Genomic DNA, 15,343 nt, shown 5'->3' with positions numbered 1-15,343 from the left:
CCCCTCAGCCTTCCTTTCGCACCTTCCTTAGCCTTGGAGCTTCCCCACCATGACCGAGCAGAACGAGAAGCAGTCACTGGTCGGGGAGGAGTACGAAGTCGAGGTCGGCCCCGTCGCGCACGGCGGGCACTGCATCGCCCGGACCTCCGACGGACGGGTCCTGTTCGTCCGCCACACCCTGCCCGGCGAGAAGATCGTCGCGAAGGTCACCGAGGGCGACGTCGACTCCCGCTTCCTGCGCGCCGACGCGATCACCGTGCTGGAGGCCTCCAAGGACCGCGTCGAGGCGCCCTGCCCGTACGCCGGCCCCGGCAAGTGCGGCGGCTGCGACTGGCAGCACGCCAAGCCGGGCGCCCAGCGCCGGCTCAAGGGCGAGGTCGTCGCCGAGCAGCTCAAGCGGCTCGCCGGGCTCACCCCGGAGGAGGCCGGCTGGGACGGCACGGTCATGCCCGCCGAGGGCGACAAGCTCCCCGCCGGGCAGGTCCCGCAGTGGCGCACCCGCGTGCAGTTCGCCATCGATGAGGACGGCAACGCCGGCCTGCGCAAGCACCGCTCGCACGACATCGAGCTGATCGACCACTGCATGATCGCGGCGCCCGGCGTCAGCGAGCTGGGCATCGAGAAGCAGGACTGGCCCCAGATGGCCACCGTCGAGGCCATCGCCGCCTCGGGCTCGAACGACCGCCAGGTCGTCCTCACCCCCCGTCCCGGCGGCCGCCTGCCGCTGGTCGAGCTGGACAAGCCGGTCTCGGTCCTGCGCGTCGAGGAGAAGGACGGCGGAGTCCACCGCGTCCACGGCCGCCCCTTCGTGCGCGAGCGCGCGGACGGCCGTACGTACCGCGTCGGCATGGGCGGCTTCTGGCAGGTCCACCCGCAGGCCGCCGACACCCTGATCAAGGCCGTCATGCAGGGCCTGATGCCGCGCAAGGGCGAGATGGCCCTCGACCTCTACTGCGGCGTCGGCATCTTCGCGGGCGCCCTGGCGGAACGCCTCGGCGACACGGGCGCGGTGCTCGGCATCGAGTCCACGAAGCGCGCGGTGGAGGACGCCCGCCACAACCTGGCGGACTTCCCGCGGGTCCGCGTGGAGCAGGGCAAGGTCGAGGCGATCCTCCCGAAGACCGGCATCACCGAGTGCGACCTCGTCGTCCTCGACCCGCCCCGCGCGGGCGCCGGCAAGCAGACGGTCCGCCACATCGCCGGCCTCTCCGCCCGCCGCATCGCCTACGTGGCCTGCGACCCGGCGGCCCTGGCCCGAGACCTGGGCTACTTCAAGGACCACGGCTACAAGGTCCGCACGCTGCGCGTCTTCGACCTCTTCCCGATGACCCATCATGTCGAGTGCGTCGCGATCCTTGAGCCGACTGGAAAGGGCCTCTGACCTGCAGGTTATGCCAGTGTGCGTTATGCGCGCTGCGGGCGCTACGGGCGATATCTTGACGCTGATTTGACGCTCGTGACGCACGTTTGACGCACGCCCAGCGTTTTTCCTGATGAGGCGTCAGCACGAAGAAGCCGCCTTCCGCACCAGGGTGAAGTCCTGGTGCGGGAGGCGGCCTCTTCATGCTCGTCGTACTCGGCGAGGCTCCAACCCGGCCCGAGTTCACGGACTTGGGTCCGACTACGTACGGTGACGGCCGTGACCGGACTCCAGGGCATCCTGCGTGCCGGAAATAGATCTAGCTGGCTGTGTGTTGGCGGTAGGTCGGTACGGAGGGGGAGGTGTCGGGTGTCTCTCCCCTCGTAGCGTGGAGACCGTGACTGCAGGGGATGTTGAGAGTCATGGCGGAGAAGCGACGAAAGTTCGAGCCGGAGTTCCGTGAGGGGGCTGTACGGATCGTGACGGAGACCGGCAAGTCGATCCCTGAGGTCGCGGAGGACTTGGGGATCAACGAGACCACGCTGGCCAGCTGGGTGTCCCGAGCCCGCCGGGCGGGGACCGCGCCGACGGGCGCGAGCGATGAACTGGAACGGCTGCGGCGGGAGAATGTCCAGCTCAGGCGGGACAACAAGGAACTGGCGATGGAGCGTGAAGTCCTCAAACGCTGCATGGTCCTGTGGGTGAAGTAGCCGTGGCGGGCCCGGCGGCCGTCGTCGGGGTGATCAGCGACTTCAGGACCGAGCACGGCATACCGCACCGCATCGCCTGCCATGCCCTGGGCATGAGCGAGTCGTGGTTCTACAAGCATCGCAACCGCACCCCCACCCGGCGGGAGGTACGCCGTCAGCAGCTGACGGAGGCGGTCACGGAGGAGTTCGCCAAGTCCGGCGGCACCTACGGCTCTCCGAAGATCTGGATCACGCCGAGCTCGGCCTCATCGCTCGGAACGTCCGCCGCCGGCGAGGGCTGACCCGGCCCGGGAAACGGCTGGTGAGCCTGGACTTCGTGCACCGCGACTTCACCGCCGAGGAGCCGGACCTGGTGTGGTGCGGGGACATGACTGAGATCGTCACCGGTGAGGGAAACCTCTACCTGGCCACGGTCATCGACCTGTTCTCCCGCCGCCTGCTCGGCTACGCGATGGGAGCCCGCCACGACGCCGACCTGGTCGTCGCCGCCCTCAACATGGCCGCGGCCACCCGGGGAGGCGACGTTCGCGGCGTGCTCTTCCACAGCGACCGCGGCAGCGAGTACAGCTCGCGGAAGTTCCATCGTGCCTACCGCAAGCTGGGCGTCACCCAGTCCATGGGCCGCGTCGGATCATGCTTCGACAACGCCGTCAGCGAGGCCTTCAACAGCGTCCTGAAGGTCGAGTGCGTCCACCGGCGCACCTTCACCACCCGCACCGAGGCCCGGATCAGGATCGCGACCTGGATCACCGACTTCTACAACGCAAGACGGCTACACAGCGTGTGCGGCTGGAAGAGCCCGATCGACTACGAACACGACTACAAAGCCGGCCTCACCGAGGAAGTGGCTGCATAGGAAGGCATCCACGTTTGGAGGGGATTGACAGAGTTCAAGTCCCTCCTCGGACACCAGCAGGAACCCCACTTCGGTGGGGTTCTTCTGCGTTTCCGGGGCTGCGAGGCGGGCAGGGCACGTGGATGCCGGCCCCTGCAGTTCGAGGGCCCAGGATCACGACGCGGTGGTTCCGGTTCCGGATGGTCGGGTTTCGCGGAAGCCGTCCCGTGCAAGGCATGCGCCTGGATACCATTCGGCCCTGCTTCCCAGTCGATCAGTCTTGTTCCGGCACAGGGGGAATGCCATGCCTCCCAGTACGCAACGGCCTTTACGTCGGCGGTTACCGCGGTGCACGCGCGGCTCGGCCGTGCAGCGGATCGCGGTGCTGGTCCCGGCTCTGGTGCTGGTGTTCGTCAGCGGGTGCACGGACGGCACGGACGCGGACGGCAAGAGCACACGCGGCACGAACGGATCGACCCGGTCGGCAACGCCCTCCCCCGCCTCGTTCCCCTCCGTTCCGCCGGAAGCCGCTCACTGCCCGGGTACGGTCCTCGATCACCGGGACATCAGCCATCCCGACCTCGGGGCGGTCCGCGTATTCCTGATCCGGCGGACCGGTTCCGGCGCTCCCACCGGATGCGTCGCGTCCGTCACCGGCAGGGGCAACGCACTGGCATCCATCGACGTGGACATCTACGAGAACGACCTGCATTTCGCCTCGCCGGAATCCGACGCCACCAAGAACACCTTCGTGATCTACAACCCCGGACGCTATGACGGGGTACTGGTGCTCGTACCCGCCAAGGACGGGTTCGAGGACGTCAGGTGGACCGACCCGGACATCCACTACCGCGGCGGCAGGCACGCCTTCTACCACGCACGGCTCGCCGGCCCCGGCGCAGACGGCCGGTACACGATCGTCCAGTCCCAGAACTCGTGCAACCCCAGCTGTGCCGAAGGCGCCACCTCGGACATCACGCTGCACTGGAACGGCCACGAATACCTGCCGACCGGATGAGGACGTGGCACATGGCCCGCCGCCGGCGGCTCAGGACCGAACTCGGGTACGGCGCCTTTCTCTCCTACAGCGGGGAGCGCGACCGGGGATGGCTGCCGCATCTGCGGCGGGCGATCGAAAAGCAGTCCCGCCCCTGGTACAAGCCGCCTCGGATCAGGGTGTTCCTCGATGACAGCAGCATTTCGATCGGGCCCGACCTCGGGGGAAAGATCGAGGCCGGCCTCGCCCGCTCGGACTGGCTCGTGGTCATGGCGTCACCGGAGGCGAAGGCCTCCGAGTGGGTCGACCGGGAAATCGAATGGTGGTTGAGGCACAAGTCGGTTGACACCATCCTGCTCCTCGTGACCGCGGGGCTGTTGGTATGGGACGAGCAGCGCGGCGACTGGGATCCGGAACTCTCGACGGCGCTGCCCGCCCGCCTGTTGGGACGGTTCACGCAGCAACCCGTCTGGAAATCCCTGGCCCTGCGCCCACCCGGGAACGGGAACGGCACCGGTCCCGTGCCGGACGTGGACGGCGTCGCACTCGGTATTGCATCCGTCGTACGCGGCCTCGCGGAGGAGGACCTCAGGTCGGAGGGCATCCGCGACACCCGGCGCAACCTGCGGACGGCCAGGATCACCGCGGCCGTACTCGGCTTGCTCCTCCTGGTCGCCAGTACGGTGTCCGTCGTCGCGCTGATCGCGCGGGCCGAGGCGGCCCGCCAGCGGGACCACGCCGTGGCCCAGCAGTTGATCGGCCAGAGTTCCTTCCTCGCGACCCGTGACCCGTTCGGCGCCCGGCTGAAGGCGTTGGCGGCATGGCGCATCGATCCCACCCCGGAATCCCGCCTCGCCATGCTCAACGCCGCCGCCAACCCGGCATCCGGACTGCTCGCCCATTCCTGGCCCGTGGAATCGGTGGCTTTCAGCCCGGACGGCAAGACCATCGCCACCGGGAGCGACGACGGCCTCGTACGGCTCTGGGACGCGGCCACGCAGCGGAAGATCGGGGACGCCTACATCGGGCACCACCTGGCCGTCACCTCGGTGGCCTTCGGACCGGGTGGCGAGACCCTGATCAGCTCGGGCGCCGACGGCACGGCCCGGCTCTGGAGCATCGCCGACCACAAGCAGATCGGTGACGCTTTCGATGCCCGGGCCGGGATGCTCTCTTCGGCCGCCCTCAGCCCGGACGGAAAGACCCTCGTCCTGGTGGGCGACGGCGCCTCCGGGGCCGTACAGGTGTGGGACGTGGCGACGCACCGCCGGATCGGCGGTCCGCTGGGAGGTCGCTCCTATGGCACTGGCCCAGTGGCTTTCAGCCCCGACGGAAAGACCTTCGCGACCGGCATCGGCCATGAGGTACAGCTCTGGGACACCGACTCCCGTGCGCCCGCCGGCAAGGCACTGACGATGGGCGACTACGGGATCTCGTCCGTCTCCTTCAGCGGTGACGGCCGTACCATCGCCGCCTCCGACACCGACGGCAACGTCCAGCTCTGGGAGACCGCCACCCGGGCCCCGATCGGGAAGCCGTTCACCGCCGATGTCCGATGGGTCGACTCGGTGGCCTTCAGCCCCGACGATGCGGTGTTCGCCGCCTCGTACGCCGACGGCAGCGTGCGGCTCTGGGACATCGCGGGGCACACCCAGGTGGGAGCTCCGCTCACCGGCCACATCAGCAACGCCCGGGCCGTGGCCTTCAGCCCGGACGGTTCGACCCTGGCCAGTGCGAGCGAGGACACCACGGTCCGGCTGTGGGACGTCCGCGCACAACGGCAGATCGGCACATCGATCGGTACCGGGGCCCAGGGGGCGACGGAGTTCAGCCCTCGTGGGCATGTCCTCGCCCTGGGGGGATCCGCCTCCACGGTGCGCTTCTGGGACATCGCCTCACGTCGCCAAATCGGTGAGCCGCTGGTCTCCCGCGACGTGGACACGGGTTCTCCCTTCGCCCTCAGCCCCGATGGCACCGTGCTTGCGACCACCTCGTTCGCAAGCAACTACGACGTGACGCTCTGGGACATCACGACGCACCGCCGCATCGGCGAGCCACTGCCCGGCGGCGACGGCAACATCCGTGCGATGGCTTTCAGTCCCGACGGCAAGAGCTTCGCCACGTCCGGCGGGATCTCGGTGCGCCTCTGGGATCTGGCGACGCACGGCCAGATCGGCAAGGAACTCGCCGTCAGCTCGTGGAGACTCGACTTCAGCCCTGACGGCCGCACCCTCGCCACCAACACCGATGACGACACCGTGGCCCTCTGGGACGTCGCCACGCAGCGCCGGATCGGCGAGACGCCCCCGAGCCACACGGCACAGATCAACGCGGTCACCTTCAGCCCTGACGGCACGATCCTGGCGACCGCGAGCCGCGACAGTACCGTCCGGCTCTGGAACGTGGCCACGCGCGAACAGATCGGGGAGTCGCTGACCGGGCACCGCGGCGGCGTGACGTCCGTCGCCTTCAGTCCGAACGGGAGGACGCTGGTCACCGGCAGCATGGATCACACGGTCAGGCTCTGGGACGTCACCACCAGGCAGCAGATCGGCGCCCCGCTCGAAGGGCACAGCGCCGACGTCACCGGTGTGGGATTCGGTCCCGCCGGCAAGACGATCGCCGCTTGGGGCAAGGAGGACACGCTACGGCTGTGGGACGCCGAGCCGACGGTGGACCCGGTGGACTCGCTGTGCCGGTGGGCGAGGGGCGCCTTCGATGCCGGCCGGTGGCGCGAATATGTACCCGCGGGCCCCGCTTTCCGGCCGCTCTGTCCGCGTTGACCCCTCGGGGGCTATGTTCTTCCTACAGCGGAGCACGACTGGGGAACGGACGAGACGATGAGCGACCAATTAGCGCAATCCAGGACCCGGTTCGCGGGTGGGAGGCGCATCCTCGACAGCACCCTGCTCCGGCTCGTCGCGGCCACGGCCGTCGGCGCGCTCACGGGACTCGTCCTCTTCAGCCTCACCCAGGTGACCAACCGCAGCCTCTTCGTCATCACGGGTGCCGTCGCGGGTGCGATGGCCGTCCTGGTCGTGCAGTGGTATCAGCGCACGGCACGCCTCACCGAGGTCAAGGTCTCCGTCCCCCAGCTGAGCGAGCTCACGTTCGCCGTCAACAACGACTCCCGCCAGGTCGCCTGGCAGATGTTCGTCGAAACGGTGACCCGCGTGTCCACGCAGCCCCTGGCAAGCGACGAGGGAGTCGTCCGGGAAGCGCTCACCTCCATGTACGGGCTGTTCGCGACGACGCGCGAGACCCTCAAGACCGCCCGCCCCTCGGCCCCCGTTCCCGGCGGGCAGACGGTCGAGTACCTGGCGATCACCATGCTGAACCGCGAGTTGAGGCCGTTTCTATCCCAATGGCACCCCCGGCTACGGGAGTTCGAGCAGGCCCATCCTGACGGCCCGGAGTCCGGCTGGGCCGACAACGCCGCCTGCCGGGCGGAGTTGCAGCGGGTGCAGCGTGACATCCACGCCTACGCGGTGGGCTTCGCCCGCCTGGCCGGTGTACGGGACGCCGAGTCGATGATCGGCCAGGTTCCCGCACCTCGCGCCCCAGACGACCGGTCCGAGAGGAGCGCCAGTCCCTCGGCGGACAGCACCCGGCGCCCGCGCTGAACGCCCCGGAGGCCACGGGCGGCGGCACCGCCACGGGCGTGGAGCGTGAGGCCGGGGAGCCGACCGGATACGACGCCTTCATCTCCTACAGCCACAGTTGGGACAGGAAGCTCACCAAGGCCTTCCAGAGCCGATTACAGACCTTCAACCGGCCCTGGTACAGGTCGAGAAGCCTCAAGCTGTTCCGCGACGAGACCAACCTGGCGGCAAGCCCCCATCTGTGGCGCGAGATCGAGCGGGGACTCACCGGGTCCCGGTGGCTCGTACTGATGGCCAGCCCGGCCGCCGCAGCTTCCCCCTGGGTCCGCAAGGAGATCCGCTGGTGGCTCACCCACCGGTCGGCGGACACGCTACTCATCGCCTGGACCGACGGAACACTCGTCTGGGACGACTCACGGACGTCGTTCGACTGGTCGAGGACCGACGCCTTCCCGCGCGAGGAGATGGACGGCGTCTTCGGCCAGCAGCCCCGCTGGGTCGACCTGCGCTGGCTGCACGGTCCGGAGCAGACCGGTGCGGCCGATCCGCGGTTGATCGAGTGTCTGGCGGAGTTCGCGGCGCCGATCATGGGCAGGTCCAAGGACGAGGTGATCGGCGACCACGTACGCCAGCACCGCCGGACGGTGCGCCTGGTGTGGTCGACCGTCGCCGTGCTCACCGCTCTGCTCCTGGTCGCGATCGCCGGGGGCGTCACGGCGTACCAGCAGCGCAACGCCGCTCGGTCCCAGGCCTTGATCGCGCAGTCCCGCCAGCTCGTCGCGGAGGCTTCGTCGATCAGCGACACCCAGCCCGACCTGGCCCGCCAACTGCTGGTCCAAGCCTACCGGCTCGCTCCGACCGTCGAGGCGGTCGGGGCTCTCATCGGCAGCCGCAGCCTTCCCCGCGTGATCGACGGGATCGGCGCTCCTCGCGGGGTCGCGTGCAGCAGCGGGGGGCTCCTCGCCGTGGCCGATGACCGGGTACGGCTCTACGATCTGGCCACTGGCGCACTCCGCGCCTCACTGGAGGAGCTGGACAGCAGCGTCGCCGCCGTCGCGTTCAGCCCGGACGGACGACTCCTGGCGATCGGCGACGCCGACGGCGGGGTCCGACTGCTTGACGTGACGTCAGCGGACAAGCCCAGGACTGTGGCGGTCGTGGCTGCGGCGGAGGGCAGCACGAAGGAACTCGTGTTCACCCCCGCCGGCAGGCTCCTCGTCCTGACCGCCACGGGCGGGTCCGTACTCGACATCGAGGACCCAGCCCGCCCCCGTTCCCTGGGGTCCCTGCCCCCCGAGACGATCGCGGCCGGCCCCATGGGCTCGCTGGTCCTCACGGAGTCGCATGAAGACCTCTCGCTCGGACTGTGGACCCTGTCCGGCTCGGCCCGAGCGAGCCGGGTCGCCACCCTCGCCCCTCCGTCCGACCGTGCGCTCGTCACCAACGCCCGCGCCGCGTTCAGCGCGAACGGCCATCTTCTGGCGGTCGGCGGTGCGGACAACCGGGTGCGACTGTGGGACGTCGCCGACCCCACCCGGCCGGCGCACCGCTCGGATCTGCACACGCAGGGGCGCGACGGCGTCAGCAGCCTGGAGTTCTCCTCGGACGGGACCGTCCTGGCCCTGGGCGGCCGCGACGGAGTGATCACCCTGTGGGATGTTGCCGACCCCTTCCGCCCCCACTCCGGTGCGCGCCTGACCGGCTACCCCGGATTTGCGTCCGTTTCCGGCATCGCCTTCGGCCCTGACGGGCAGACCCTGGCATCCATCGCGAGCGACCGGGAGCGGCGGACGTCGGCAAGGGTGTGGGCCGTGTCGGGCTACGACAGGACCTCCACCCTCACGATCCTGCCGACGGAGGGAACGTTCCTTCCCTCCTTCAGTCCTGACAGCCGGCTGCTGGCCGCGGGCGGAGAGCCGACCACCGTGTGGAGGATGGACGACAAGCCGGGACCCCGCCTCGCCGCCACCGTCGAATCCTTCAATGCCGGCGGTCAGGCTGCGGCGTTCGGCCGGGACGGCCGCACCCTGTTCTCCGGTCTGCCCGTGGTCGCGTGGGACATGACCGACCCGGCGGCTCCGCGGAAGGTGACCCCACAGGCCACGCGTGCGGACGGTGGTACGGGCATCGGCGTGAACCCCGTGCTTCCGCTGCTGGCGACGGGGACAGGGCCGCATTCCCGTTCACCCGTGCCCTTGGGAACCGTGCAGCTGTGGGACGTAGGCGACCGGACACGGCCCGTGCTCGTCGACACCCTCGGGGGTGCCGCGGTCGGCCGCCAGAGCATCTCGTTCAGTCCGGACGGCGGACTCCTGGCGGCGCCGACCGACGAAGGAGGCGTACGGCTGTGGAACATCGCCGAGAACACCCGACCCACGGCCGCGGGAATCATCGACGTGGCGGGGGCGCAGGCCACCGCATTGGCCTTCGCCCCCGACAACCGCACCCTGCTCGTTGGCGACGACAGCGGGGCGATCACCACCTGGGACGTCTCACGTCCCGCGCGGCCGTTACGCAGGGGCAGTGCCGCCCCGCACGCCGGCCAGATCAGCGGACTCGCCCATCACCCTGACGGCGCGCTCGCAGCCGGCGCCGCGGAGGACGGGCGCATCCGGCTGTGGGACACGAGCGACCCGGACCACCTCGTGGAGATCGCCTCGCTCGCCACCGGCGGCCTGTACCCGCAGGCGTCCCTCGCGTTCAGCCCGGACGGCAGTCTCCTCGCGGCCAGCGGCGACCGGGGCACGCGGCTGTGGAGCGTGGACCCGGCCGCGATCCTGCGGCGGTTGTGCTCGGAGTCCTCCCGCATCACCCGCGACCAGTGGAACCAGTACCTCCCCGACCAGCGGTACGACCCGCCGTGCGCCTGAGCGCACGAGAACGGAGGACACGATGACAAGCGGCTTACGGCGCGGAACCACCTCGTCCCTCGCGCTGCTCACGCTTCTCCTGCTCATCGGCGCGTGCGGCTCACCCCGCCCGGCTCCGCCCGTCCCACCCCTCACTCCCTCGTCCGTCGCCCCGGTGCCCGACTCCCCCTCGCCCTCCCCTTCATCCTCGCCGGCTCAGGGCCCGGTGCTCGTCGGCCCGGCGCCGGCCGATCTCCATGATGTGGATTGGTCGAAGACCCCTGTTCCGGGCGAGTTCTGCGGCGTCCCGGGACTCGTCACGCTCGACGCCGAGGGCAACGCCACCGCGACGTCCCGAACGTGGGGCACCGTGCGCATCCGACGGGGGACCAGGGTCGCGTACGGCGACACGGACGGTGACCAGCGCGACGAGGCGGCCGTCTACATGGGGTGTGATGACAACGGGTCGACGATGAACGGACAACTCGTCGCCGCATACGTCGTGTTCACGCATCAGGGGAACGGCCTCGCCGCGCTGGGTGCGATCACGCCGCAGCAGAAGTCGGCCCTGTACATCACCGCGCTCGTCGGACTGGAATTCGCGCCCGGCCGTATCACCGCGCACGAGCGTTGGTACCGCCAGACCGACGCCCACTGCTGTCCCAGCGGAAACGCCGATACCGTCTGGACACGGGAAGGGGACCGCCTGACGCCGGGAGCACCCCGTGTCGTCTGATCGGGCCTCCGCAGGCGGCCCCGGTCGGGGCCCCTCCTCCGCCGGGTCCTGGCGCACCTCCCTGGGGAGGTCTTGTGGAGGTCTTCGCACGGTGATCAACCGCGGGGAGGCGTGGGGTAGCGTCGCCGCGCTGCGCGGAGAGGAGCGGGGCATGCGCGAGATCACCGTCCCACCAGTCGTCATGGCGGCGCCCGTCGGCGGGCTCGCCGACGCCGTCTTCCGGCATGCCCTCGAGGATCCCGGCCGGGTGGTGCTCGGGCGCAAGACCGACGGGGTCTGGCGGGACGTGACGTCCGCGGAGTTCGCCGCCGAGGTGCTCGCGCTGGCGAAGGGGTTGCTGGCCCAGGGGGTCCGGTTCGGGGAGCGGGTCGCCGTCATGTCCCGGACCCGGTACGAGTGGACCCTGTTCGACTTCGCCCTGTGGGCGATCGGCGCCCAGCCGGTCCCCGTCTACCCGACCTCCTCCGTCGAGCAGGTGCACTGGATCCTGCAGGACTCCGACTGCACCGCCTGCGTCGTCGAGGACGAGGACCAGGCCATGACCGTCGGGTCCGTCATCGAGCGGCTCCCGCACCTGCGGCGGCTGTGGCAGCTCGACGCCGGGGCCGTCGAGGCGCTCGTCGCGGACGGCCACGGGGTCGCCGAGGACCTGGTGCACCGGCACCGCGCCGCTGTCACGCCCGACGCCGTCGCCACCGTGATATACACCTCGGGGACCACCGGGCGCCCCAAGGGCTGCGTGCTCACCCACGGCAATTTCATGTACGAGGCCGACACGATGGTGGCCCGCTGGGAGTCCGTCTTCCAGGCCGGGCCGGGGGAGCAGCCCTCCACGCTGCTGTTCCTGCCGCTCGCCCACGTCTTCGGGCGGATGGTGGAGGTGGCGGCCGTTCGGGCGCGGGTCAAGCTCGGGCGTCTGCGCCTCGCGGATGACCCGCTCGTACATCAGCAGTACATCGGCGTCGTCGGCCAGGTCGTATTCGTAGTGCGGGCCCCAGTCCAGGTGCCGGGGCAGGACCACGAGGCCGTCCGCCGGCCCGCTCTGCTCCGCGAGCGGGCCAGGCAGGGTGTACGGCCGAAGCTGTGCGTACCTGCTGCTCATACTCACCGGCATGCCCGAAACCGGGGCCCTGCGGTACGCATACCCGCGAGGGCGGCGCCCCCAGGAGCCCGCCGAGGCAGGGCACGTGGCACGCCCGCCTCCGCGTTCCCAGCATCTGACCTGGCTGGGCCCGGGGCGTTTCGCCTCCCGCGAGCGCTGGCGATCAAGATCCCATCCCCTGCTGGATGGGCGCGGCAGCCACACGCGTGAGGCGGAGTGAGCGTCTCGGCCAGAGTCCTGGTCAAGCCGGCGTGGCTCTCCGCGCGGTGTCCCCATTCGCGCCCGAGTCCGTTCCTGGGCGGCTTGAGGCCCTCTTTGCCGGGCAACAAGAGGCGGCGCAGAGCGTCAGCGCGCCGCACATAGCGCCCACTCTGCACGTAACGCACACGGGCAGCATGTCCAATTTGCGCCTTACATGCCTCTGACCTGCGGGTTTCTTTGACGTGTTTTTGATAGATCTTATTTCGATGACCCACCACGTGGAGTGCGTCGCGATCCTTGAACCGGTGCGGGAAGGCGCCTGACCTGTGGTTTTGTGCGGGTCGCTGTCCGCTGCACCTGTTCTGCCCGTCCAACGGGTGAAGCGCGCGATTGGTCGGCTACACGCGCCTGACCTGCGGATTCGTTAAGGGGCGTCAGCGGTGGCGCGAGCCGTGGCTGCACGCCCCTCAAATTCTCGACGCTCGTGTGACGCTCGTCCTGAAGGTCCATCACATGGGGCGGGCACGGTTCGACATACCCCGTTGGCTCGGCTGAGTGCGTTGTGGCAAAGGAAGCCCCCGTTGCCCGGAGCAGTCGGCCGCGACGCTTCTCCGGTCAGCGCGGAGCATCCCCGGCCAGGCGCCGGGACAGCCTGATCACGGCGGCCCACCACACCATCTGGGCGTGGTGGTCGAGGCGTCGCTCGTGGTCGCGGTTGAGGCGGCGTGAGCGCGACAGCCAGCTCAGCGTGCGCTCCACCACGCACCTGCGGGTCAGGCCGAGCCTGGTCTTCACCCTGGTGAAGACCTACCGCAGTTTCGGTTCGGCGTTGGGGAGCTGCTTGTCGGAGACCTCGGCTGACCGCGCATGTTCCACACCCTGTCCCGGCCGGGGCGCCCTCAGCCTTGGAAGCCCCACGCTCGATGCGGGCAAACGGTCTTCCCACCTTCGGGCCGCGGACTCGGAGCTCAGCCCATCGCCGGGACGGGGAGCGGGGCCGGCCTGGTCAGCCGGTCCGCACCCGGCGGCACGGGTACTGCGGCGAACACGGCATCCTGCTGGGCCGTCCGGCCACTGGAGGGTGTAGCGGACGGCGTCGCCCAGGCTCCGAAGGACGGCGTCCACGTTCTGTTCGGGGTGCTCCTTCAGGGAGGTCGCAACCTTCCGCTTGAGGGAATCCGGAGTCTTGAGTCGGTGGTCGAAGCCGACAAGCTCCGCGCCCGACGCCAGCGCGGCGACGCGCACATCGACGCTGATCGCCCGCTCGGCCCGCTGCGAATGGTCGGCGTAGGCGTCGACCTTGGCGTTGTCGGCGGCGCTCAGGGTGAGCCCGCCCTCTCCCTTCCAGCCGTCATCGGCGGACGTCGCGGCCGCGGAGGGCCCGGCACCGAGGGCGAACGCCGCCGTAAGAATGTTCCGGCCGATCGTGGGGGTAGTGGTCGTACCGATGGTCATGGGCTCGCCTTCACACATGGGGTTGATCTCGCGCAAGGCATAGCCCGCCACTGCCCATCCGGTTACGTCATCATGACCGAAGCCATACCAGGACCCACCGCCCTTCCTCCCTACAGGGACCACCCGACGTGCCCGCACAGGAATCGGGTCTGCTGTGTGAGGGCCATGATTTTCGTACTCGACGGGCGTTAATCGGCCCAGGCGGACCTGGCGCCGTCTGCGGTGGTAGGTGCGCTCGATCCAGGTCACGATGGCGATCCGGAGTTCGTTCCGGGTCCGCCAGTGTGGGCGGTCGAGGAGGTTCTTCTGCAGCAGTGCGAAGAAGCTCTTCATGGCTGCGTTGTCGCCGGCCGCGCCGACTCTTCCCATCGAACCGATCATGTTGTGACGTGCGAGAACGGCCGCGTACTTCCGCGCGCGAAGCTGAGATCCGCGGTCGGAATGGACGATGCATCCGGCGACCTGGCAGGGGCGGGCGACGGCGGATTCCAGCGCGGTCACCGCCAGGCGGGGACTACATGCTCGTGCCGGTGGAGTAGCCCGCGATTCGGCCCGAGTACGCGTCCTCGAGCATACAGATAGAGCTTGCCCTCGCCGGTGGCGTGCTCGGTAATGTCGGTCAGCCACAGCCGGTTGGGCGCCGGGGCGGTGAAGTTGCGCCGCACGCGGTCGTCATGGACCGGCGGACCCGCCCTACTAGCCGAGCGTGGCCTCCCTCACCACGGGGGTGATCGTGGTCTCCACCGGGCCGCGGGCGTCCGCCTCGCGCTGGCGTTCCGCGCTGTCGGAGATCCGGATCAGCAGGGCGATCATGATCCAGTTGGCCAGGAGCGACGAGCCTCCGCTCGCCAGGAACGGCAGCGCCTTGCCCGTCAGCGGGATCAGCCCCGTCACGCCGCCCGCCACCACGAAGACCTGGAGCGCCAGTGCCGCGGACAGGCCGACCGCGAGCAGCTTGCCGCCCGGGGGCCGTCGCACGCACGGCCTTGATCGCGTAAGCCGCAGCGCCAAGCTCGTGTGCGGCGACATGCGCCACCACTGCCGCCTGGCCGGCAGCAAATGCGGCGTGCCAAGCGGCTCCGCTCAACTCCCTGGCCGCAGCCATGGCATGGCCACCCGCCGCTCGGGACTGGGACATCCTGATCTCACCGCATGTCCATGCCCGAACCTGCTCGATTGCCTCGCGGGGGCGCGGGTCCGACGGCTGCACCGACTCGAAGAGGTGCAGAACGTGCTCCGCGCACGCGGCAGCCCACAAGGCCAGGAGCCGATGGTCGGAGTCCGTAAGCGTCCCCCCGCGGCGGATGGTGATGAAGCGGGGGTCACGATCTTTGGGGAGGATCATGGTATTCCCAGGGATCGACTGCGCGCATAGGGCGAGGGCGTCCAACGTCAGTGTGTGAAGACAGAGTTGGACACCCTCGCGACCGCACTCTATGTCAAGACCGATGATCTGCTGAAGGCGTCTCCGCATCTCGTGCCATGGCGGCCGGCCG

The 15,343-nt window shown here is 69.7% G+C and carries 10 protein-coding genes and 5 pseudogenes; 10 read left to right on the top strand and 5 right to left on the bottom strand.

Annotation, left to right across the window (positions count from 1 at the left end; translation table 11 throughout):
• Positions 1 to 49: 49 nt before the first annotated feature.
• The 10 genes and pseudogenes from AB0M99_RS13055 to AB0M99_RS13010 all read left to right on the top strand — a co-directional run.
• Positions 50 to 1,381, top strand: coding sequence for a class I SAM-dependent RNA methyltransferase (locus tag AB0M99_RS13055; RefSeq protein ID WP_365919566.1), 1,332 nt, complete (start codon positions 50 to 52; stop codon positions 1,379 to 1,381).
• Positions 1,382 to 1,782: 401 nt separating this feature from the next.
• Positions 1,783 to 2,070, top strand: a complete 288-nt coding sequence (locus AB0M99_RS13050) for a transposase (RefSeq protein ID WP_365919564.1) — start codon at positions 1,783 to 1,785, stop codon at positions 2,068 to 2,070.
• A complete protein-coding gene (locus AB0M99_RS13045) occupies positions 2,058 to 2,351 on the top strand; it encodes a hypothetical protein (RefSeq protein ID WP_365919829.1) in 294 nt (97 codons plus the stop codon). The genes AB0M99_RS13050 and AB0M99_RS13045 overlap by 13 nt, the downstream gene beginning before the upstream one ends.
• Positions 2,294 to 2,926 (top strand): IS3 family transposase, encoded by a 633-nt coding sequence (locus tag AB0M99_RS13040; protein ID WP_365919805.1) that lies wholly within the window; start codon positions 2,294 to 2,296, stop codon positions 2,924 to 2,926. Before AB0M99_RS13045 ends, AB0M99_RS13040 begins: the two co-directional genes overlap by 58 nt.
• 346 nt (positions 2,927 to 3,272) lie before the next feature.
• Positions 3,273 to 3,923: a hypothetical protein gene (locus AB0M99_RS13035; RefSeq protein WP_365919562.1), complete on the top strand. Its 651-nt coding sequence runs from the start codon at positions 3,273 to 3,275 to the stop codon at positions 3,921 to 3,923.
• A gap of 11 nt (positions 3,924 to 3,934) precedes the next feature.
• Positions 3,935 to 6,685, top strand: a complete 2,751-nt coding sequence (locus AB0M99_RS13030) for a TIR domain-containing protein (protein WP_365919560.1) — start codon at positions 3,935 to 3,937, stop codon at positions 6,683 to 6,685.
• 57 nt (positions 6,686 to 6,742) lie between these two features.
• Positions 6,743 to 7,525 (top strand): hypothetical protein, encoded by a 783-nt coding sequence (locus AB0M99_RS13025; RefSeq protein ID WP_365919558.1) that lies wholly within the window; start codon positions 6,743 to 6,745, stop codon positions 7,523 to 7,525.
• A 38-nt stretch (positions 7,526 to 7,563) separates the two neighbouring features.
• Entirely contained in the window at positions 7,564 to 10,374 is a 2,811-nt protein-coding gene (locus AB0M99_RS13020; protein WP_365919556.1) for a TIR domain-containing protein, read from the top strand.
• 154 nt (positions 10,375 to 10,528) lie between these two features.
• Complete coding sequence (locus tag AB0M99_RS13015) at positions 10,529 to 11,089, top strand: hypothetical protein (RefSeq protein WP_365919554.1); 561 nt, start codon at positions 10,529 to 10,531, stop codon at positions 11,087 to 11,089.
• 151 nt (positions 11,090 to 11,240) lie between these two features.
• A pseudogene (locus AB0M99_RS13010) lies at positions 11,241 to 12,002 on the top strand (AMP-binding protein); the annotation flags it as partial.
• A 1,005-nt stretch (positions 12,003 to 13,007) separates the two neighbouring features.
• Here the strand turns inward: AB0M99_RS13010 and AB0M99_RS13005 are convergent.
• From AB0M99_RS13005 to AB0M99_RS12985, 5 genes and pseudogenes are all read right to left on the bottom strand, one after another.
• On the bottom strand, positions 13,008 to 13,187 hold the full coding sequence (locus AB0M99_RS13005) for a hypothetical protein (RefSeq protein WP_365919552.1): 180 nt from the start codon (positions 13,185 to 13,187) through the stop codon (positions 13,008 to 13,010).
• 270 nt (positions 13,188 to 13,457) lie between these two features.
• Positions 13,458 to 13,847, bottom strand: a pseudogene (locus AB0M99_RS13000) (ATP nucleotide 3'-pyrophosphokinase); the annotation flags it as partial.
• A gap of 171 nt (positions 13,848 to 14,018) precedes the next feature.
• Positions 14,019 to 14,545: pseudogene (locus AB0M99_RS12995) on the bottom strand (IS3 family transposase); the annotation flags it as partial.
• Positions 14,544 to 14,807, bottom strand: a pseudogene (locus AB0M99_RS12990) (FtsW/RodA/SpoVE family cell cycle protein); the annotation flags it as partial. The pseudogenes AB0M99_RS12995 and AB0M99_RS12990, both read right to left, overlap by 2 nt.
• Positions 14,808 to 14,862: 55 nt before the next feature.
• Positions 14,863 to 15,192: pseudogene (locus tag AB0M99_RS12985) on the bottom strand (putative immunity protein); the annotation flags it as partial.
• Positions 15,193 to 15,343 lie beyond the last annotated feature (151 nt).

It is taken from the genome of Streptomyces sp. NPDC051183 (genome assembly GCF_040682455.1).
GTDB lineage: Bacteria > Actinomycetota > Actinomycetes > Streptomycetales > Streptomycetaceae > Streptomyces.
This window is presented reverse-complemented; position numbering and strand designations above follow the sequence as displayed.

What these genes read in the sequence shown, in the direction of transcription:
- AB0M99_RS13055 (WP_365919566.1), top strand. Translation starts at nt 50, where the DNA reads ATGACCGAGCAGAACGAGAAGCAGTCACTGGTCGGGGAGGAGTACGAA.
- AB0M99_RS13050 (WP_365919564.1), top strand. Translation starts at nt 1,783, where the DNA reads ATGGCGGAGAAGCGACGAAAGTTCGAGCCGGAGTTCCGTGAGGGGGCT.
- AB0M99_RS13030 (WP_365919560.1), top strand. Translation starts at nt 3,935, where the DNA reads ATGGCCCGCCGCCGGCGGCTCAGGACCGAACTCGGGTACGGCGCCTTT.
- AB0M99_RS13025 (WP_365919558.1), top strand. Translation starts at nt 6,743, where the DNA reads ATGAGCGACCAATTAGCGCAATCCAGGACCCGGTTCGCGGGTGGGAGG.